We start from the raw sequence: 17769 nt of genomic DNA, 5'->3' as shown, positions 1-17769 counted from the left end.
CCGGGCCTACGATCGCTGTTGTAGGCCGGGCAAACGCAGTGCCGCCCGGCACACAAACCGCACTTACGCGTTTTTCAGCACTTCGCTGACAATCTCTACCGCTTCTTTCTCAATCTGCTGACGATGCTCAGCGCCGAGGAAGCTTTCGCAATAGATTTTATACGCATCTTCCGTACCGGATGGACGCGCAGCGAACCAGCCGTTGTCGGTCATCACTTTCAGACCGCCAATGGATGCGCCGTTGCCCGGTGCCGCCGTCAGACGCGCGGTGATCGGGTCACCCGCCAGGGTGCTTGCGCTGACCATTTCCGGAGAGAGTTTGGACAGGGCCGCTTTCTGGGCTGACGTCGCGCTAGCCTGAATACGGTTATAGCTTGGCGCACCAAAACGCTCCGCCAGCTCGTTGTAATGTTCCTGCGGGTTCTTACCGGTGACCGCGGTGATCTCCGCCGCCAGCAGGCACATGATGATGCCGTCTTTATCGGTTGACCACGGCGTGCCGTCGAAGCGCAGGAATGACGCACCGGCGCTCTCTTCACCACCGAAGCCGAAGCTGCCGTCGTGCAGACCGTCAACAAACCATTTAAAGCCAACCGGCACTTCCACCAGCTTGCGACCCAGCGCGTCGACCACGCGGTCGATCATCGCGGAGGAAACCAGCGTTTTACCGACAGCCACCTCTTTGCCCCACTGCGGACGGTGCTGGAACAGGTAGTTAATCGCGACGGCCAGATAGTGGTTCGGGTTCATCAGCCCGGCAGGAGTGACGATACCGTGACGGTCATAATCCGGGTCGTTAGCAAACGCCAGGTCGAATTTATCGCGCAGCGCCAGCAGGCCCGCCATGGCGCACTCGGAGGAGCAGTCCATACGGATCGCGCCGTCTTTATCGAGGTGCATAAAGCGGAAGGTCTGATCGACGTGATCGTTCACGATGGTCAGATTCAGCTTGTAATGCTCGGCGATACGTTTCCAGTATTCAATACCGGAGCCGCCCAGCGGATCCACACCCAGCTTCAGGCCGGCTTTCTGAATCGCCGCCATATCGACGATATCCGCCAGCCCTTCCACGAAAGGCTGAACCAGATCCTGCTCTTTCACGTGGCCGGACGCCATGGCGGCATCCAGGGAGATGCGCTTCACGCCTTTCAGATCGTCAGCCAGCAGGGCATTTGCACGGTCTTCCACCACTTTGGTGACGTTGGTGTCTGCCGGGCCACCGTTAGGTGGGTTGTATTTGATGCCGCCGTCTTCCGGTGGGTTATGGGACGGCGTGATAACGATCCCGTCAGCCAGCGCGCCACCTTTTTTATTGTGCACAAGAATAGCGTTCGACACCGCAGGCGTTGGGGTGAAACCGTTGTTCTCCTGAACAATCACATCAACGCCGTTTGCGGCCAGCACTTCCACAACAGAGATGAACGCCGGTTCAGACAGCGCATGGGTGTCTTTGCCCACGTAGCATGGACCGGTAACGCCGTTTTTAGCGCGCTCTTCCGCAATGGCCTGAGCAATGGCCAGAATGTGCGGTTCGTTAAAGCTGTGGCGCGCCGCGCTGCCGCGGTGACCAGATGTACCAAACTTCACTGCGTGTTCTGCGTTGCCCACGACCGGTTTCAGCACGTAATACTGCGCGGTCAGCTGAGCGACGTTAATCAAATCGCTTTGTTGTGCAGGTTGGCCTGCACGGCTGTGATTTGCCATTACCGGGTCCTTCTGATGCAAGGGTTAAATTGTACCGCAAACCTTTTCAATCAATTCCGCCGGGAACTGCATGGACTGCATGATATGTTCAACCATGCTGCACTTGCGGCCCGTATTGGTATTGGTGATCACCCAGTACGGGGTGCCTGGGACATGTTTAGGTTTGGTTTGGTTGCCATTTTGCAGCAGCGTCTGCTCGTCACCCGCGAAATAGACGCGAGTACGACCGTGCAGCGACTCGGTCGCTTCAGCAAACGCCTTGTTATCCAGTGAATAAAGTGTAGACAGCACCAGCATAAAGCGGTTAACCGCCTTTTTCTGCTCCGCATATTCATCGGACAGCAGCAGCTCGCGCATCGCGCGCACTTTATCTTTTGCCGGTGTCACGGCAGGTTTTGCCTGTGCAACAACGCTCGGCTGAGACACGACATCTTTGGTGACTGGGGTAGCAGGCTGTGAAGCGGCGGAAATTTTAAGCATGCGCCGTAAAATGTCGGACGCGCTCTCCCCGATATGCCGCGTCTGGCTGGCAATATACTGATAGAGTTCGTCATCAACTTCGATTGTTTTCATCTTAATCCAGTGCGATTTCTTATCTGAATACAAGTCATTGGGATTATAGGGTCAAATCCCAACAGCGGATAGCGTCAAACCTGGTTGGCAGCAAAAGTCAGATTAAACTGGAACCTTGCAGCCGGGCGGCAGAATGGTCAACATGATACCCTAACCTGACATACGTAAAAAAAGAACTTTGCCATGAAATTGAATACCCGAGCGCAAACTGCACAATCGCCGAACAATAATTCTCCCATCGTACTGGTTCACGGGCTTTTTGGCAGCCTGGATAACCTGGGCGTGCTGGCGCGCGATCTGGTTACCGATCACGATATTTTACAGGTCGATATGCGCAATCACGGTCTTTCCGGGCGTTCAGACGAGATGACCTATGCCGCGATGGCACAGGATCTGCTGGATACGCTGGACGCCAACGGCCTGCAGAAGGTGACGCTCATCGGGCATTCAATGGGCGGCAAAGCGGTGATGGCCCTGACGGCGCTTGCGCCGGAGCGTATTAACGGCCTGGTGGTAATTGATGTTGCGCCCGTGGATTATGACGTCCGCCGACACGACGAGATTTTTGCCGCCATCAATGCGGTTACTGAAGCGGGTGTCGCGACCCGCCAGCAGGCGGCTGCGGTCATGCGTGACCATCTTGATGAAGAAGGCGTTGTGCAATTCCTGCTGAAGTCATTTGTTGACGGACAATGGCGTTTTAACGTGCCGGTGCTCTGGGAGCAGTACAACAATATCGTTGGCTGGGAAACGGTACCTGCCTGGCCACACCCTACCCTCTTCATTCGTGGCGGTAACTCTCCTTATATTACCGACGCGTACCGCGACACCTTGCTGGCACAATTCCCGCAGGCGCGCGCCCACGTGATTGCCGGGGCCGGACACTGGGTTCACGCAGAAAAACCTGACGCCGTGCTGCGCGCCATTCGCCGCTATCTCGCTGATACTGCGAATTGATTAAAAAGAGAGCGACTGGAAGGCTGCGGGCTTCCAGTCGTTGGCGTGCCGTTTTTGGTGATGTATGATGGCGCGCTTATCGCCCGGGCATTAGCAGGGCGGCGTGTTTCCCCCGAAGTCTCAGAATCATGGCCAAAGAACAAACGGACCGTACGACACTAGATCTGTTCGCGAATGAACGTCGACCGGGACGACCCAAGACGAATCCGCTTTCGCGCGATGAACAGCTGCGTATCAATAAACGCAACCAGCTTAAACGCGATAAAAATCGTGGGCTTAAGCGTGTCGAACTGAAGCTTAACGCCGACGCCGTCGATGCGCTTAACGAGCTGGCTGACGCGCGAAATATCAGCCGCAGCGAGCTCATTGAAGAGATGTTGATCGCCCAGCTTGAGACGTTACGCAGCCAGGCATAAGTCTGAAAATCCCCTTTATCGCCCTTTTCATGTAGCACGGAGTGCAGTCCTGCGCGATAGCTGTTTCCGCAGGGTTGCCAGTTCTGCTATTATTGCCCTTATCCGTGGCCGAATTGCGCCACCATACTATTAAGTTTCAAGAGGTTATTTTACTCATGGCAATCATCGGCATTTTCTTTGGCAGTGATACCGGCAATACCGAAAATATCGCAAAAAACATTCAAAAACAGCTCGGTAAAGACGTTGCTGATGTGCATGACATCGCCAAGAGCAGCAAAGAAGATCTCGAAGGCTATGACATTCTTCTGCTGGGTATTCCAACGTGGTACTACGGTGAAGCCCAGTGCGACTGGGATGATTTCTTCCCGACGCTGGAAGAAGTCGACTTCAACGGTAAGCTGGTCGCCCTGTTTGGCTGCGGCGATCAGGAAGACTACGCCGAGTACTTCTGTGACGCGCTGGGGACTATCCGCGACATCATTGAGCCGAATGGCGCAGTGATCGTTGGCCACTGGCCAACTGCCGGTTACCACTTCGAAGCGTCTAAAGGCCTGGCCGATGACGATCATTTCGTGGGTCTGGCCATTGACGAAGACCGCCAGCCAGAGCTGACGGCAGAGCGCGTTGAGAAATGGGTTAAGCAGATCCGTGAGGAACTGCACCTGGACGATATTCTTAACGCCTGATTTTTATCGCGGCGCAGCGGCGGCTGCGCCCGTGCTCCAGGTCAAACCGATTAAATTAATCGCTACAATCTTTTAACTTTTTCGCCCAGACCTGTACAATGTCTCCCTGATAAACGTGGTTTTCCATTGAGCAAGTTTGTTGGTGATACCACGTTTTTATAAGCATATTTTGCCTGAGACTTGCAGTTTTCATTTAGCCATGGCAGTTCTATAATGAGACGCATTATCCCGGGTGCATTTTCTGTCACTTCCTACAGAAGTGAATCGTTTAGCAACAGGACAGATTCCGCATGACTGACAACAATACCGCATTAAAGAAGGCTGGCCTGAAAGTTACGCTTCCTCGGTTAAAAATCCTCGAAGTGCTTCAGGGTCCAGACAATCACCATGTCAGTGCGGAAGACCTCTATAAACGTCTTATCGACATGGGTGAAGAGATTGGGCTGGCTACCGTCTATCGCGTGCTGAACCAGTTTGATGACGCGGGCATTGTTACCCGTCATAATTTCGAAGGTGGTAAATCTGTTTTCGAACTGACCCAGCAGCAGCACCACGATCACCTGATCTGCCTCGATTGCGGCAAGGTCATTGAATTTAGCGATGATTCCATTGAATCACGCCAGCGTGAAATCGCCGCGCGTCATGGCATCCGCCTGACCAACCACAGCCTGTACCTTTACGGTCACTGCGCTGAAGGCGACTGCCGCGAAGATGACCACGCGCACGACGCAAAATAATCAGTCTTCATACTCTGAGCCAGCCGCAAGGTTGGCTTTTTTTTCGCCTGTTTTCAGGTATAAAAAAGCCCGGTAAGCATAGCGCCACCGGGCATGGTAACAGCAGGTTAGTTACTGTTATTGCTGCGGATCTCTTTCCAGATCTGGTCGCAACGCTTCGCCACTTCCTGATCGTTACCGGTTTTACGCGCCTGGATACAGGCCTGGTAATCCATCACGCGAACATTTTCCTGCGTTGCGAACTGCTCATGCGCCTTCTCTTTTTTCAGCACATTCAACACGCTCTGGCAGGCCTGAATTTTCTCCGGCGAGCCTTCAGCGGTATTGATGCACGCGCTATAGGCCTCCTTCAGCCGGGAATCTTCTTTAGGCGCCTGGCTCTGAGAACACGCCACCAGCCCCGACGCCAGCAGCGCGACAATTACGATTTTTTTCATCATGTGCAGTCTCCGGTCCGGCGGGCGCTAACCCGCCGGACGATTCATCAGAAGATGGTGAACGGTGCGATAACCATGAATTTCACGTCACGTTCATCCTGGAAGATGTTGCCGTAACCGCCCGCATAGCTCGGGATATCGGAGTGGTTGTCATACTGGGTGAAGTGCAGTTTGAACATCGTGCCTTTCGCGCGGCCATCCTGCAGGGTATAGATAGCATCCAGGCTGTAGGAGGACTCTTTCAGGCGATAGTTTGGATCGTAATAGGCGTCCGGTGTTGCCATATCGGCAGGTTTTGCATCCCAGGCGTAAGCGTAAGAGGCACCCACGGCCCAGCCAGGCAGATTCCAGTTTTTGAGGTCATACATTGCGCCGAAGAAGACCGCTTTCTCGCCGTCGGCGTTGAAGTCGGAACGGTTATCCCACCAGATATCAAGACGGCCGTTGGACGATGCATAGGTCGGGGTCATACGCTGCAGGAAGTACCCCTGCTGCCCTTCCGCCTTCACCCACGTGCCTTCCAGGCGCAAATCAACCTGACCGACCTTGTAGCCAAAGGTCAACGCCTGCAACCACGCGGTACCGTCATAAATATCATTGACGCCACCGTTGCTGACCTTGTCGCGCGTGCCGTAGAACTGGTAGCTGGTGCTCAGCGGGCTACCCGCAACATCAAACTTATAGCTGGCCTTGGCAAAATACTGATCGACATAACCTTGCGCCTGGCCAAATGCGGCTTCGAGAACCAGATCGTTTTTGAAGTCGTATTTCGCACCCAGCGAGTGCAGATAATCTACTTTGGTTTTCTTATCGTTCTGGTAGAACTTGTCCATTTCGATGTGCCATGGTGCTTTATACTCGTTGGTCCACATATAAGAGAAGCTCAACGCACCCGCATCACCGTAGTCAAAGTTCGCCCCGGCTTCTGCCCCCTGATAGGTACCCGGCATAAAGCTCCAGTGCGGTGCTAACAGCGTCTGGCCGGTTGGCTGAATATAGCCACCGCGCGCCCATACCGGGCCGTATTTAAATTTCGCTGCGGCCTTATAAAGGCTGATTCCGCTCTTATCCCCGGACCAGTCTTCTTTATAAGCTTTGTTGCTGGAGGAGAAGGCAATTTCGTTCGGGTGGCCGCTGTCGCCGTTTTCCGCCATTTCGATTGCGGTGAACGCAGCAATATCCAGACCGAACATATCCGCGGCATAACCCGACTGGAAGTCCAGGTTGGCGTTCCAGGTGGAGTGAGAAAGGTTAGTTTTGTATTTGTCTTCAGTGACGTCTTTACGGTCACGTTCACGCTGCCAGTAATAAATACCGCCCGTGAGGGTAGAATCTTCGATGAAACCCGCGGCTTTCGCCTCTGGTGTAACGACCAGGCCCGACATTGCTGTCACACCGGCAATAGCCAGCGCCAGCGCACTACGTTTGCCACTGAACGTACGCATAGATTATTCCTCTTTGACGAATTAAAACGCCTGAAACGGCGAAAATAAAAAAGACCAAATGGTCAGGGGTAGTTATAAATACCCTCGAATTAACTACCGTCTTTAGGTTATTTTTCGCGACGCGAATTATCAATGCTTTTCAGCGGACAAAAGTCAGGATTATGACGAAGTGCACATAATTGGTAGTGCTTTGTAACATTTACCGGAGGGCGAGATTTGGCGGGGCAAGCCATTAAATTTCAGAGGGTAAGATCGTTAATTGCTGTTACTTTTTACAAATTGCGTATTGATGATAAAAAACAAACTTTTTTCAGAAAAATAAGTAGCACCACATTGACCTGATATTTTCCACGATATTATTACCCCCCTGCTTTAACGATATGATCGTTAAATAAAAAAACGCCGCAATAAGCGGCGTTTGTCTCTCATTGACCAATGCAGCGTTATTATTCGCCGATTTTGGTCCAGGTATCACGCAGACCCACGGTACGGTTAAATACCGGTTTTTCCACCGTGCTGTAACGGCTGTCCAGGCAGAAGTAACCTTCACGCTCGAACTGGAACGCTTTACCCGCTTCAGCGGCTTTCAGGGAAGGCTCCGCATAACCCTGCTTGATCACCAGAGATTCCGGGTTGATGGTCGCCAGGAAGTCTTCAGCAGCACCCGGGTTAGGCACGCTGAACAGACGATCGTACAGACGAATTTCCACCGGCAGCGCGTGGGATGCGCTCACCCAGTGAATAACGCCTTTCACCTTGCGGCCGTCCGCCGGATCTTTACTCAGCGTTTCAGCGTCATATGAACAGAAGATGGTGGTGATGTTACCTTCCGCGTCTTTCTCTACGCGCTCTGCCTTGATGACGTAGGCATTACGCAGACGCACCTCTTTACCCAACACCAGACGCTTGTACTGCTTGTTGGCTTCTTCGCGGAAGTCAGCACGGTCGATCCAGATTTCACCGCTGAACGGCACGTCGCGGCTGCCCATTTCCGGTTTATTCGGATGGTTAGGCATGGAGACCAGCTCGCTTTCACCCTGCGGATAGTTCTCGATAACCAGCTTCACCGGGTCGATAACCGCCATCGCGCGCGGTGCGTTTTCGTTGAGGTCTTCGCGAATGCAGGATTCCAGAGAAGCTATTTCAATGGTGTTGTCCTGCTTGGTCACGCCGATACGTTTGCAGAACTCACGAATAGACGCGGCAGTATAACCACGACGACGCAGACCAGAGATGGTCGGCATACGTGGGTCATCCCAGCCCTCAACGTGCTTGTCGGTGACCAGCAGGTTCAGCTTACGCTTGGACATCACGGTGTATTCCAGATTCAGACGAGAGAACTCGTACTGACGCGGATGCACGGGAATGGTGATGTTATCCAGTACCCAGTCGTACAGACGACGGTTGTCCTGGAACTCCAGCGTACACAGGGAGTGCGTAATGCCTTCCAGCGCATCGCTGATGCAATGGGTGAAGTCGTACATCGGGTAGATGCACCACTTGTTACCGGTCTGGTGGTGTTCAGCAAATTTAATACGGTACAGCACCGGATCGCGCATCACGATGAACGGAGACGCCATATCGATTTTGGCGCGCAGGCAGGCTTTGCCCTCTTCGAAGCCACCGGCACGCATTTTTTCAAACAGCGCCAGGTTCTCTTCAACGCTGCGATCGCGGAACGGGCTGTTTTTTCCCGGAGCGGTCAGCGTTCCGCGGTATTCACGGATCTCGTCAGCAGACAGCTCGTCGACATACGCCAGACCTTTGTTGATAAGCTCTACCGCATAGGCGTACAGCTGATCAAAATAGTCAGAGGAGTAGCAGATATCGCCAGACCAGTTGAAGCCCAGCCATTGCACGTCGTTCTTAATGGACTCAACGTATTCGATGTCTTCTTTTACTGGGTTGGTGTCATCGAAACGCAGGTTGCACTGTCCCTGATAGTCCTGGGCAATGCCAAAGTTCAGGCAGATAGATTTTGCATGCCCGATATGCAGGTAGCCGTTCGGCTCCGGCGGGAAGCGGGTATGAATTGTGGTGTGCTTACCACTGGCCAGATCTTCATCGATGATCTGACGAATAAAGTTACTCGGGCGGGCTTCTGCCTCACTCATCGTGGATTCCTCAAAGCGTAAACAACGTATAACGGCATATGATCTTATAAGCCGGACGTAGTGACAACCCTTAAAACGGCTCTGAAGAAAATAATGGGGGCATTTGCTGCAAAAAAAAGCGGCGGAGGATAACCCCCGCCGCTTAAGGCATGACTCTACTCAGGAGCGATTACTTGCCTTTAATCTCATACAGAGGCGTTTGACCCGCAACAACCTGACCTTTCGCCTGAATGACCAGGCCACTGAAGTCATCGATGTTGCTGCAAACCACCGGGCTTATCATGGAGCGCGCGTTGGCGTTCAGGAAGTCCAGATCCATTTCCAGAACCGGCTGACCAGCCACAACTTCAGCGCCCTCTTCCACCAGGCGAGTAAAGCCCTGACCGTTCAGCGCAACGGTATCGATACCCATGTGGACAACGATCTCCGCGCCATTTTCGGTTTCGAGGCAGAACGCGTGGTTGGTGTTGAAGATTTTCACGATGGTACCGGCAGCAGGAGACACAACGGTTTTGTCCGTTGGTTTCACCGCAACACCGTCACCGACCGCTTTGCTGGCGAACGCTTCATCAGGTACCTGCTCAATCGCAACGACCTCACCGGTCACGGGAGACACCAGCGCGGCAACCGTTTTGGCATTAGGTACCGCCTGCGGTTTCGCAGCTGCAGGAGCGGCAGCAGGCGCAGCGCTTGCTTCAGCGGCTGCAACCGGGCCGGTCGTTTTCATTGCGTTGGCAATTTTTTCCGCAACGAAGCCGACGATGATCTGCACGCTGGTTTTGTTCAGGCGGATAACACCGGACGCGCCCAGGCGTTTCGCCAGCGCTTCGTTCACCAGAGAAGAATCTTTCACGTTCAGACGCAGACGGGTGATACAGGCATCAATACCGGTCAGGTTGTCAGAACCGCCAACTGCGGCAATGTACTGACGCGCCAGACCTGATACGTCCTGCTCCTGAGCACCGCTCACGTTCACATCCTGACCATCCGCTTCGCTACCGGCCACGGCCAGTTCACGACCCGGGGTCATCAGGTTGAATTTGGTGATAGTGAAACGGAACACCATGTAGTAGATCGCGAAGAACACCAGACCTTGTGGGATCAGCATCCACCAGTGGGTTGCCAGCGGGTTACGGGAAGAAAGCACCATATCCACCAGACCCGCACTGAAGCCAAAGCCCGCAATCCAGTGCATGCTTGCCGCGATAAACACGGAGATACCGGTCAGCACAGCGTGGATCACGTACAGTACAGGCGCCACGAACATGAAAGAGAATTCCAGCGGCTCGGTGATACCGGTGAAGAAGGCCGCAAACGCGCCCGCCATCATAATACCCAGCACTTTCGCTTTGTTTTCTGGACGCGCGCAGTGGTAGATCGCCAGCGCAGCGCCTGGAAGACCAAACATCATGATTGGGAAGAAGCCTGCCTGGTAACGACCGGTAATACCGACAACCGCTTTACCTGCTTCGATGGACTGTGCGCCACCCAGGAAATTAGGAATATCGTTAATACCCGCAACGTCGAACCAGAACACGGAGTTCAGCGCGTGGTGCAGACCAACCGGGATCAGCAGACGGTTGAAGAACGCGTACACGCCCGCACCGACGGAGCCCAGTTTCTGGATGTGTTCACCGAAGTTCACCAGACCGTCAAAGATAACCGGCCAGATGTACATCAGGATGAACGCAACGAAGATCATCACAAAGGAGGTCAGAATAGGCACCAGGCGACGACCGCTGAAGAACGACAGCGCTTTTGGCAGCTCTACGCTACTGAAGCGGTTGTACAGTTCGGCAGAGATGATACCCACAAGGATACCGACAAACTGGTTGCTGATCTTACCGAATGCCGCCGGAACCTGGTCCGCCGGAATTTTTTGGATCATGGCCACCGCTGCAGGCGAGCAGAGAGTGGTTAACACGAGGAAACCGACAAAACCGGTCAGCGCAGCGGCACCGTCTTTGTCTTTGGACATACCGTAAGCCACACCAATCGCAAACAACACGGACATGTTGTCGATAATGGCGGAGCCAGACTTGATAAAGAACGCCGCCAGCGCGCTGGTGTTACCCCAGCCGTTGGGGTCGATCCAGTAGCCGACACCCATCAGGATGGCTGCGGCAGGCAGCGTGGCGACCGGCACCATCAGTGCGCGACCAACCTTTTGTAAATAACCTAGAATACTCACTTTCTTCCCCCTATGAGACCCCGTTTAAGGCATGTTCTCAGCTCTGTTTTTTATTGTGTCACGAACTATATATACAGTTGATGATTCACTGGCATTGTGAGTGTGTGAAAAATTAATTCGTATCGCAAATTAAACGCGTACTTTTTGTGATTTTTGTCACCAAATATCGTTTATCACCCTCCCTTTCACTGGCTAACAACGAAAACTTATTTTATCATTCGAAAAATCAAGACGGATTGATCCGGCCTGAAAGGTTCCAGGTTACGCTTAAGCATCAGGTTCCGATAGCCATCCGCCCACTCTTCTACTTTAACTCTTGAGGTGAACAATGAGACTGATTCCCCTGGCAACTGCTGAACAAGTCGGCAAATGGGCCGCTCGCCATATCGTTAACCGCATTAACGCGTTCAAACCGACCGCCGATCGTCCTTTCGTCCTTGGCCTTCCGACGGGTGGCACACCGCTGACCGCGTATAAAGCCCTGGTGGAGATGCACAAAGCAGGCCAGGTTAGCTTCAAACATGTCGTGACCTTCAATATGGACGAATACGTCGGATTACCGAAAGAACATCCGGAAAGCTACCATAGCTTTATGCACCGCAATTTCTTTGATCACGTTGATATTCCGTCTGAAAATATTAACCTGCTGAATGGAAACGCGCCGGATATTGACGCAGAATGCCGTCAGTATGAAGAAAAAATCCGTTCCTACGGTAAAATCCACCTGTTCATGGGCGGTGTAGGCAACGACGGTCATATCGCGTTTAACGAACCGGCGTCCTCTCTGGCTTCCCGTACGCGTATTAAAACGCTGACCCATGACACGCGCGTGGCAAACTCCCGCTTCTTTGACGGTGACGTTAACCAGGTTCCAAAATACGCCCTGACCGTAGGCGTAGGCACCCTGCTGGATGCCGAAGAGGTGATGATTCTGGTCCTGGGCGGCGTGAAAGCGCAGGCGCTGCAGGCTGCCGTTGAAGGCAACGTGAACCATATGTGGACCATCAGCTGCCTGCAGCTGCATCCTAAATCAGTCATCGTTTGCGACGAGCCGTCCACGATGGAGCTGAAGGTGAAAACGCTGAAATACTTCAACGAGTTAGAAGCTGAGAACATCAAAGGTCTGTAATTGAATAACCGCCTCTTCATCAAGAGGCGGCCGCTTTTTTTAACCGGGGGTCGTTATGTACGCTTTAACCCACGGTCGGATTTATACCGGCCATGATATTCTGGATGACCATGCGATTGTTATCGCCAATGGCCTGATTGAACGTGTTTGCCCGCTGGCAGAGCTGCCGCCGGAGATTGAACAGCGCTCACTCAATGGAGCAGTAATCTCCCCCGGTTTCATCGACGTACAGCTGAACGGCTGCGGTGGTGTGCAATTTAATGACACCGCCGATGCGGTGACGGTCGAAACGCTGGAAATCATGCAGAAAGCTAATGAGAAATCAGGCTGCACCAGCTTTCTGCCAACGCTCATTACCAGCAGTGATGACCTCATGAAACAGGGTATCCGCGTGATGCGCGAATACCTGGCCAAATACCCTAATCAGGCGCTGGGCCTGCATCTTGAAGGGCCATGGCTGAACATGGTCAAGAAAGGGACGCATAACCCGAATTACGTGCGTAAACCTGATGCAGAGCTGGTTGACTACATGTGTGCGAACGCCGACGTCATCACCAAAGTGACGCTGGCGCCTGAAATGACCGGCACTGACGTCATCAGCAAACTGGCCGCCGCCGGGATTGTTGTATCAGCGGGCCACTCTAACGCCACGCTGAAAGAGGCCAAAGCCGGCTTCCGCGCGGGCATTACCTTCGCGACGCACCTTTATAACGCCATGCCGTACATCACGGGGCGTGAACCGGGTCTGGTCGGCGCGATTCTGGATGAGCCGGACGTTTACTGCGGCATTATCGCGGACGGTTTACACGTCGATTACACCAACATTCGCAATGCCAAGCGGCTGAAAGGTGACAAGCTCTGTCTGGTAACAGATGCCACCGCCCCGGCAGGTGCAAATATTGAGCAGTTCATTTTTGCCGGTAAAACAATATACTACCGCAATGGACTGTGTGTGGATGAAAACGGTACGCTGAGTGGTTCCTCTTTGACCATGATTGAAGGGGTGCGCAACCTGGTTGAGCATTGTGGAATTGCGCTTGATGAAGTCCTGCGTATGGCCACCCTTTATCCGGCTCGCGCTATGGGCGTGGATAAACAGCTTGGCGGAATTGCACCAGGTATGGTTGCAAACCTGACGGCATTCACACACGATTATAAAATTATTAAGACCATCGTTAATGGTAACGAGGTCGTCACTGAGTAAGTAAAAGTATGACACCTGGCGGACAAGCTCAAATTGGTAATGTCGATCTCGTTAAACAGCTTAACAGTGCGGCGGTATATCGCCTGATTGACCAACACGGGCCAATCTCACGTATTCAGATAGCCGAACAAAGCCAGCTTGCTCCCGCCAGCGTGACAAAAATTACCCGCCAGCTCATTGAGCGCGGCCTGATCAAAGAAGTCGATCAGCAGGCCTCCACCGGGGGCCGCCGCGCGATCTCCATTATTACCGAAACCCGCAATTTTCAGGCGATTGGCGTCCGGCTGGGTCGTCATGACACCACGCTCACGCTCTACGATCTGAGCAGCAAAGCCATTGCGGAAGAGCACTATCCCCTTCCGGAGCGCACCCAGGAGACGCTGGAGCATGCTCTGCTGAATACCATCGCGCAGTTTATTGAAAGCTGTCAGCGCAAGATCCGCGAACTCATCGCCATCTCCGTCATTCTTCCCGGCCTGGTCGACCCGGAAAGCGGCGTGATCCGCTATATGCCGCACATTCAGGTTGAAAACTGGGGGCTGGTCGACGCGCTGGAAAAACGTTTCAAAGTGACCTGCTTTGTGGGCCACGACATTCGCTCACTGGCGCTGGCTGAGCACTACTTTGGTGCGAGCCAGGATTGCGAAGACTCTATTCTGGTGCGCGTTCACCGCGGTACGGGCGCAGGCATTATCTCTAACGGCCGAATTTTTATTGGTCGCAACGGTAACGTCGGTGAGATTGGCCACATTCAGGTTGAACCCCTCGGAGAGCGCTGCCACTGCGGCAACTTCGGTTGCCTTGAAACCATTGCCGCCAACACCGCCATTGAGCAGCGCGTTCGCCATCTGCTGGAGCAGGGTTATCAAAGCCGCGTCACGCTCGACGATTGTAAGATAGGCACCATCTGCAAAGCCGCCAATAAGGGCGACGCGCTGGCCTGTGAAGTGATCGAGCAGGTGGGGCGCCATCTGGGGAAAACCATCGCCATCGCCATTAACCTGTTTAATCCGCAAAAAGTGGTGATCGCAGGTGAAATTGTGGAGGCGGAAAAGGTGCTGCTCCCCGCCATTGAAGGCTGCATTAACACCCAGGCGCTAAAAGCATTCCGCCAGAACCTTCCGGTGGTTCGTTCAAAGCTTGACCATCGCTCGGCGATTGGCGCATTCGCGCTGGTCAAACGCGCCATGCTCAACGGAATTCTGCTGCAGCATTTGCTGGAAAGTTGATCGGACCTTATAGTAACGCCTTCTTTTTTTGATGTCGGACTGTCCATGACCATTAAGAATGTAATTTGTGATATCGACGGCGTGCTGATGCACGACAACGTTGCCGTGCCGGGTGCTGCGGAGTTTCTTCACCGCATCATCGACAAAGGAATGCCTCTGGTTCTTCTCACGAACTACCCTTCTCAGACCGGTCAGGATCTGGCAAACCGCTTTGCGACGGCGGGCGTCGACGTTCCGGACAGCGTGTTCTATACCTCGGCGATGGCCACGGCGGATTTCCTGAAGCGTCAGGAAGGAAAAAAAGCCTACGTTGTCGGTGAAGGCGCGCTGATCCACGAGCTGTACAAAGCGGGCTTTACCATCACCGATGTCAACCCGGACTTTGTGATTGTGGGTGAAACGCGCTCCTATAACTGGGAGATGATGCATAAGGCATCCTTCTTTGTGGCTAACGGCGCGCGCTTTATTGCGACCAACCCGGATACCCATGGCCGTGGTTTTTATCCGGCCTGCGGCGCGCTGTGCGCCGGTATCGAGAAAATCTCCGGGCGCAAGCCTTTCTACGTTGGCAAGCCAAGCCCGTGGATCATCCGCGCCGCGCTCAACAAGATGCAGGCCCACTCTGAAGAAACCGTTATCGTCGGCGACAACCTGCGCACCGACATTCTGGCCGGTTTCCAGGCTGGTCTGGAGACGATTCTGGTGCTCTCCGGCGTCTCTCAGCTTGATGACATAGACTCGATGCCGTTCCGGCCAAGCTGGATCTACCCCTCCGTCGATGAAATTGACATCATCTGATACCGAACCACGCCTGAAGGCGTGGTTCTTTATTTTTACGCCCGCAAAACACAACCCCATCTAACAAAAAAGCACTTTCATTGCATAATCATCAATAAATGTGCTCATTACATGCTCGTTTTTCACCGATCCGCAACCGCCATTGCACTATTTCCGCTTTCACCCGTAAAACGCTTGCGCGCCCTGCCCCTTTGCGGCATTTTCATAAGCAAGCAACATTACAAAGCAACAGGGTTAACGGAGAAGGTTATGTGTTCAATTTTTGGCGTACTGGATATTAAAACTGACGCGGGCGAACTGCGTAAAAAGGCACTCGAACTGTCCCGCCTGATGCGCCATCGCGGCCCGGACTGGTCCGGCGTTTACGCCAGTGACAAAGCGATTCTGGCTCACGAACGTCTGTCTATTGTTGACGTCAACGCCGGTGCACAGCCGCTGTATAACGAGAAAAAAACGCACGCGCTGGCTGTTAACGGTGAGATCTACAACCATCAGGCGCTGCGCGCCGAGTACGGCGACCGCTACGCCTTCCAGACCGGCTCTGACTGTGAAGTCATCCTGGCACTGTATCAGGAGAAAGGCCCCGAGTTCCTGGACGACCTGCAGGGCATGTTCGCATTCGCCCTGTACGACAGTGAAAAAGACGCCTACCTGATTGGCCGTGACCACATTGGTATTATCCCGCTGTACATGGGCCACGATGAACACGGTAACTTCTATGTTGCGTCTGAAATGAAAGCCCTGGTGCCGGTCTGCCGTACCATTAAAGAGTTCCCGGCGGGCAGCTACTTGTGGAGCAAAGACGGCGAGATCCGTCAGTATTATCAGCGTGACTGGTTCGACTACGACGCGGTGAAAGACAACGTCACGGACAAAGCCGAGCTGCGTCAGGCGCTGGAAGATTCCGTTAAAAGCCACCTGATGTCTGACGTGCCATACGGCGTGCTGCTCTCCGGCGGTCTGGACTCCTCCGTGATCTCCGCGATCACCAAGAAATTCGCCGCGCGCCGCGTGGAAGATCAGGAGCGTTCAGAAGCCTGGTGGCCACAGCTGCACTCCTTTGCCGTGGGCCTGGAAGGGGCACCTGACCTGAAGGCCGCGCAGGAAGTGGCAAACCACCTGGGTACTGTGCACCATGAAATTCACTTCACCGTGCAGGAAGGCCTGGATGCGATCCGCGATGTGATCTACCACATCGAAACCTATGACGTAACGACAATCCGCGCCTCCACGCCGATGTACCTGATGTCGCGTAAGATCAAAGCGATGGGTATCAAGATGGTGCTCTCCGGTGAAGGCTCTGACGAAGTGTTTGGCGGCTACCTGTACTTCCATAAAGCGCCGAACGCCAAAGAGCTACACGAAGAGACCGTGCGTAAGCTGCAGGCCCTGCATATGTTTGACTGCGCGCGTGCCAACAAAGCGATGTCGGCATGGGGTGTTGAAGCACGCGTTCCGTTCCTGGATAAGAAATTCCTCGACGTGGCGATGCGCATCAACCCGCAGGACAAAATGTGCGGCAACGGCAAAATGGAAAAACATATCCTGCGTGAATGTTTTGAATCCTACCTGCCGGCAAGCGTTGCCTGGCGTCAGAAAGAGCAGTTCTCTGATGGCGTGGGCTACAGCTGGATCGACACCCTGAAAGAGGTGGCGGCAAAACAGGTTTCTGACCAACAGCTGGAAACCGCCAGCTTCCGCTTCCCGTACAACACGCCAGGCTCGAAAGAGGCGTATCTGTACCGCGAAATTTTTGAAGAGCTGTTCCCGGTTCCGAGCGCTGCGGAGTGCGTACCGGGTGGTCCTTCCGTCGCCTGCTCTTCTGCTAAAGCGATTGAATGGGATGAATCGTTCAAATCCATGAACGATCCGTCAGGACGTGCGGTAGGCGTTCACCAGTCGGCCTACAAATAATCACTCAAATCGCACCAGGGCCCCTCAGGGGGCCCTATTTTTTTGCCTCACATTTCACCGCCTAAAACCGATTAATAACCAATAATTGCCGAATATTCGGTCACGCTGTTCGCAACCTAACCAAACAGTCACATTCCGGCTATTTTCGTTGAAAAAGGTGTTGACGCTGCAAGGGTCTATACGCATAATGCGCCCCGCAACGCCGATAAGGTAACGCGAAAAAAGATGGCTACGT

At 53.6% G+C, this 17769-nt stretch carries 15 protein-coding genes and 1 pseudogene; 9 read left to right on the top strand and 7 right to left on the bottom strand.

What is annotated here, in order from left to right; translation table 11 throughout:
• Positions 1-63 precede the first annotated feature (63 nt).
• Both pgm and seqA read right to left on the bottom strand, forming a co-directional pair.
• Positions 64-1704: a phosphoglucomutase (alpha-D-glucose-1,6-bisphosphate-dependent) gene (gene pgm, locus AC3WOK_RS17735; RefSeq protein ID WP_063429960.1), complete on the bottom strand. Its 1641-nt coding sequence runs from the start codon at positions 1702-1704 to the stop codon at positions 64-66.
• Positions 1705-1728: 24 nt separating this feature from the next.
• Positions 1729-2277 carry a replication initiation negative regulator SeqA gene (seqA, locus tag AC3WOK_RS17730; protein ID WP_047347085.1) on the bottom strand — a complete coding sequence of 183 codons (549 nt, stop codon included), beginning with the start codon at positions 2275-2277 and terminating at the stop codon, positions 1729-1731.
• 183 nt (positions 2278-2460) lie between these two features.
• Here seqA and ybfF point away from each other — a divergent pair, with 183 nt between their 5' ends.
• From ybfF to fur, 4 genes are all read left to right on the top strand, one after another.
• A complete protein-coding gene (ybfF, locus tag AC3WOK_RS17725) occupies positions 2461-3234 on the top strand; it encodes an esterase (RefSeq protein ID WP_059310963.1) in 774 nt (257 codons plus the stop codon).
• Positions 3235-3362: 128 nt separating this feature from the next.
• Complete coding sequence (ybfE, locus tag AC3WOK_RS17720) at positions 3363-3650, top strand: LexA regulated protein (protein WP_023334913.1); 288 nt, start codon at positions 3363-3365, stop codon at positions 3648-3650.
• 155 nt (positions 3651-3805) lie between these two features.
• The gene (fldA, locus tag AC3WOK_RS17715; protein WP_008501067.1) at positions 3806-4336 is read left to right on the top strand and encodes a flavodoxin FldA; all 531 of its coding nucleotides are present in this window, start codon (positions 3806-3808) and stop codon (positions 4334-4336) included.
• Positions 4337-4626: 290 nt separating this feature from the next.
• Positions 4627-5073, top strand: a complete 447-nt coding sequence (gene fur / locus AC3WOK_RS17710; RefSeq protein ID WP_023310771.1) for a ferric iron uptake transcriptional regulator — start codon at positions 4627-4629, stop codon at positions 5071-5073.
• Positions 5074-5180: 107 nt separating this feature from the next.
• Here fur and chiQ read toward each other — a convergent pair whose 3' ends face one another.
• From chiQ to nagE, 4 genes are all read right to left on the bottom strand, one after another.
• Positions 5181-5510 (bottom strand): ChiQ/YbfN family lipoprotein, encoded by a 330-nt coding sequence (gene chiQ, locus AC3WOK_RS17705; RefSeq protein ID WP_047347385.1) that lies wholly within the window; start codon positions 5508-5510, stop codon positions 5181-5183.
• 47 nt (positions 5511-5557) lie between these two features.
• Positions 5558-6955 (bottom strand): chitoporin ChiP, encoded by a 1398-nt coding sequence (chiP, locus tag AC3WOK_RS17700; protein ID WP_059310964.1) that lies wholly within the window; start codon positions 6953-6955, stop codon positions 5558-5560.
• A gap of 446 nt (positions 6956-7401) precedes the next feature.
• Positions 7402-9069 carry a glutamine--tRNA ligase gene (gene glnS / locus AC3WOK_RS17695; protein ID WP_059310965.1) on the bottom strand — a complete coding sequence of 556 codons (1668 nt, stop codon included), beginning with the start codon at positions 9067-9069 and terminating at the stop codon, positions 7402-7404.
• 169 nt (positions 9070-9238) lie between these two features.
• A complete protein-coding gene (gene nagE, locus AC3WOK_RS17690; RefSeq protein ID WP_072250611.1) occupies positions 9239-11260 on the bottom strand; it encodes an N-acetylglucosamine-specific PTS transporter subunit IIBC in 2022 nt (673 codons plus the stop codon).
• 328 nt (positions 11261-11588) lie between these two features.
• Between nagE and nagB the strand changes: the two genes are divergently transcribed.
• The 5 genes from nagB to asnB all read left to right on the top strand — a co-directional run bounded on the left by nagB (position 11589) and on the right by asnB (position 17534).
• A complete protein-coding gene (gene nagB, locus AC3WOK_RS17685; protein ID WP_047347090.1) occupies positions 11589-12389 on the top strand; it encodes a glucosamine-6-phosphate deaminase in 801 nt (266 codons plus the stop codon).
• Between the two features lie 55 nt (positions 12390-12444).
• The gene (gene nagA, locus AC3WOK_RS17680; protein ID WP_059310967.1) at positions 12445-13593 is read left to right on the top strand and encodes an N-acetylglucosamine-6-phosphate deacetylase; all 1149 of its coding nucleotides are present in this window, start codon (positions 12445-12447) and stop codon (positions 13591-13593) included.
• An 8-nt stretch (positions 13594-13601) separates the two neighbouring features.
• Positions 13602-14822, top strand: a complete 1221-nt coding sequence (gene nagC, locus AC3WOK_RS17675) for a DNA-binding transcriptional regulator NagC (protein WP_021242995.1) — start codon at positions 13602-13604, stop codon at positions 14820-14822.
• 45 nt (positions 14823-14867) lie between these two features.
• Positions 14868-15620 (top strand): ribonucleotide monophosphatase NagD, encoded by a 753-nt coding sequence (nagD, locus tag AC3WOK_RS17670; RefSeq protein ID WP_008501057.1) that lies wholly within the window; start codon positions 14868-14870, stop codon positions 15618-15620.
• Positions 15621-15869: 249 nt separating this feature from the next.
• Entirely contained in the window at positions 15870-17534 is a 1665-nt protein-coding gene (gene asnB / locus AC3WOK_RS17665) for an asparagine synthase B (protein ID WP_010428626.1), read from the top strand.
• Between the two features lie 54 nt (positions 17535-17588).
• Here asnB and AC3WOK_RS17660 read toward each other — a convergent pair.
• A pseudogene (locus AC3WOK_RS17660) lies at positions 17589-17769 on the bottom strand (hypothetical protein); the annotation flags it as partial.

The organism is Enterobacter sp. FW301-JW81, assembly GCF_058788735.1.
Note: the sequence above shows the minus strand (reverse complement) of the source record. Positions and strands in the feature narration are given on the sequence as shown.

Bases quoted from the DNA above. Each gene is read 5' to 3' on its own strand.
- chiQ (WP_047347385.1), bottom strand. From the start codon at position 5,510: ATGAAAAAAATCGTAATTGTCGCGCTGCTGGCGTCGGGGCTGGTGGCG.
- chiP (WP_059310964.1), bottom strand. From the start codon at position 6,955: ATGCGTACGTTCAGTGGCAAACGTAGTGCGCTGGCGCTGGCTATTGCC.
- asnB (WP_010428626.1), top strand. From the start codon at position 15,870: ATGTGTTCAATTTTTGGCGTACTGGATATTAAAACTGACGCGGGCGAA.
- nagB (WP_047347090.1), top strand. From the start codon at position 11,589: ATGAGACTGATTCCCCTGGCAACTGCTGAACAAGTCGGCAAATGGGCC.
- fur (WP_023310771.1), top strand. From the start codon at position 4,627: ATGACTGACAACAATACCGCATTAAAGAAGGCTGGCCTGAAAGTTACG.
- nagD (WP_008501057.1), top strand. From the start codon at position 14,868: ATGACCATTAAGAATGTAATTTGTGATATCGACGGCGTGCTGATGCAC.
- fldA (WP_008501067.1), top strand. From the start codon at position 3,806: ATGGCAATCATCGGCATTTTCTTTGGCAGTGATACCGGCAATACCGAA.
- pgm (WP_063429960.1), bottom strand. From the start codon at position 1,704: ATGGCAAATCACAGCCGTGCAGGCCAACCTGCACAACAAAGCGATTTG.
- ybfE (WP_023334913.1), top strand. From the start codon at position 3,363: ATGGCCAAAGAACAAACGGACCGTACGACACTAGATCTGTTCGCGAAT.
- ybfF (WP_059310963.1), top strand. From the start codon at position 2,461: ATGAAATTGAATACCCGAGCGCAAACTGCACAATCGCCGAACAATAAT.
- nagA (WP_059310967.1), top strand. From the start codon at position 12,445: ATGTACGCTTTAACCCACGGTCGGATTTATACCGGCCATGATATTCTG.
- glnS (WP_059310965.1), bottom strand. From the start codon at position 9,069: ATGAGTGAGGCAGAAGCCCGCCCGAGTAACTTTATTCGTCAGATCATC.
- seqA (WP_047347085.1), bottom strand. From the start codon at position 2,277: ATGAAAACAATCGAAGTTGATGACGAACTCTATCAGTATATTGCCAGC.
- nagC (WP_021242995.1), top strand. From the start codon at position 13,602: ATGACACCTGGCGGACAAGCTCAAATTGGTAATGTCGATCTCGTTAAA.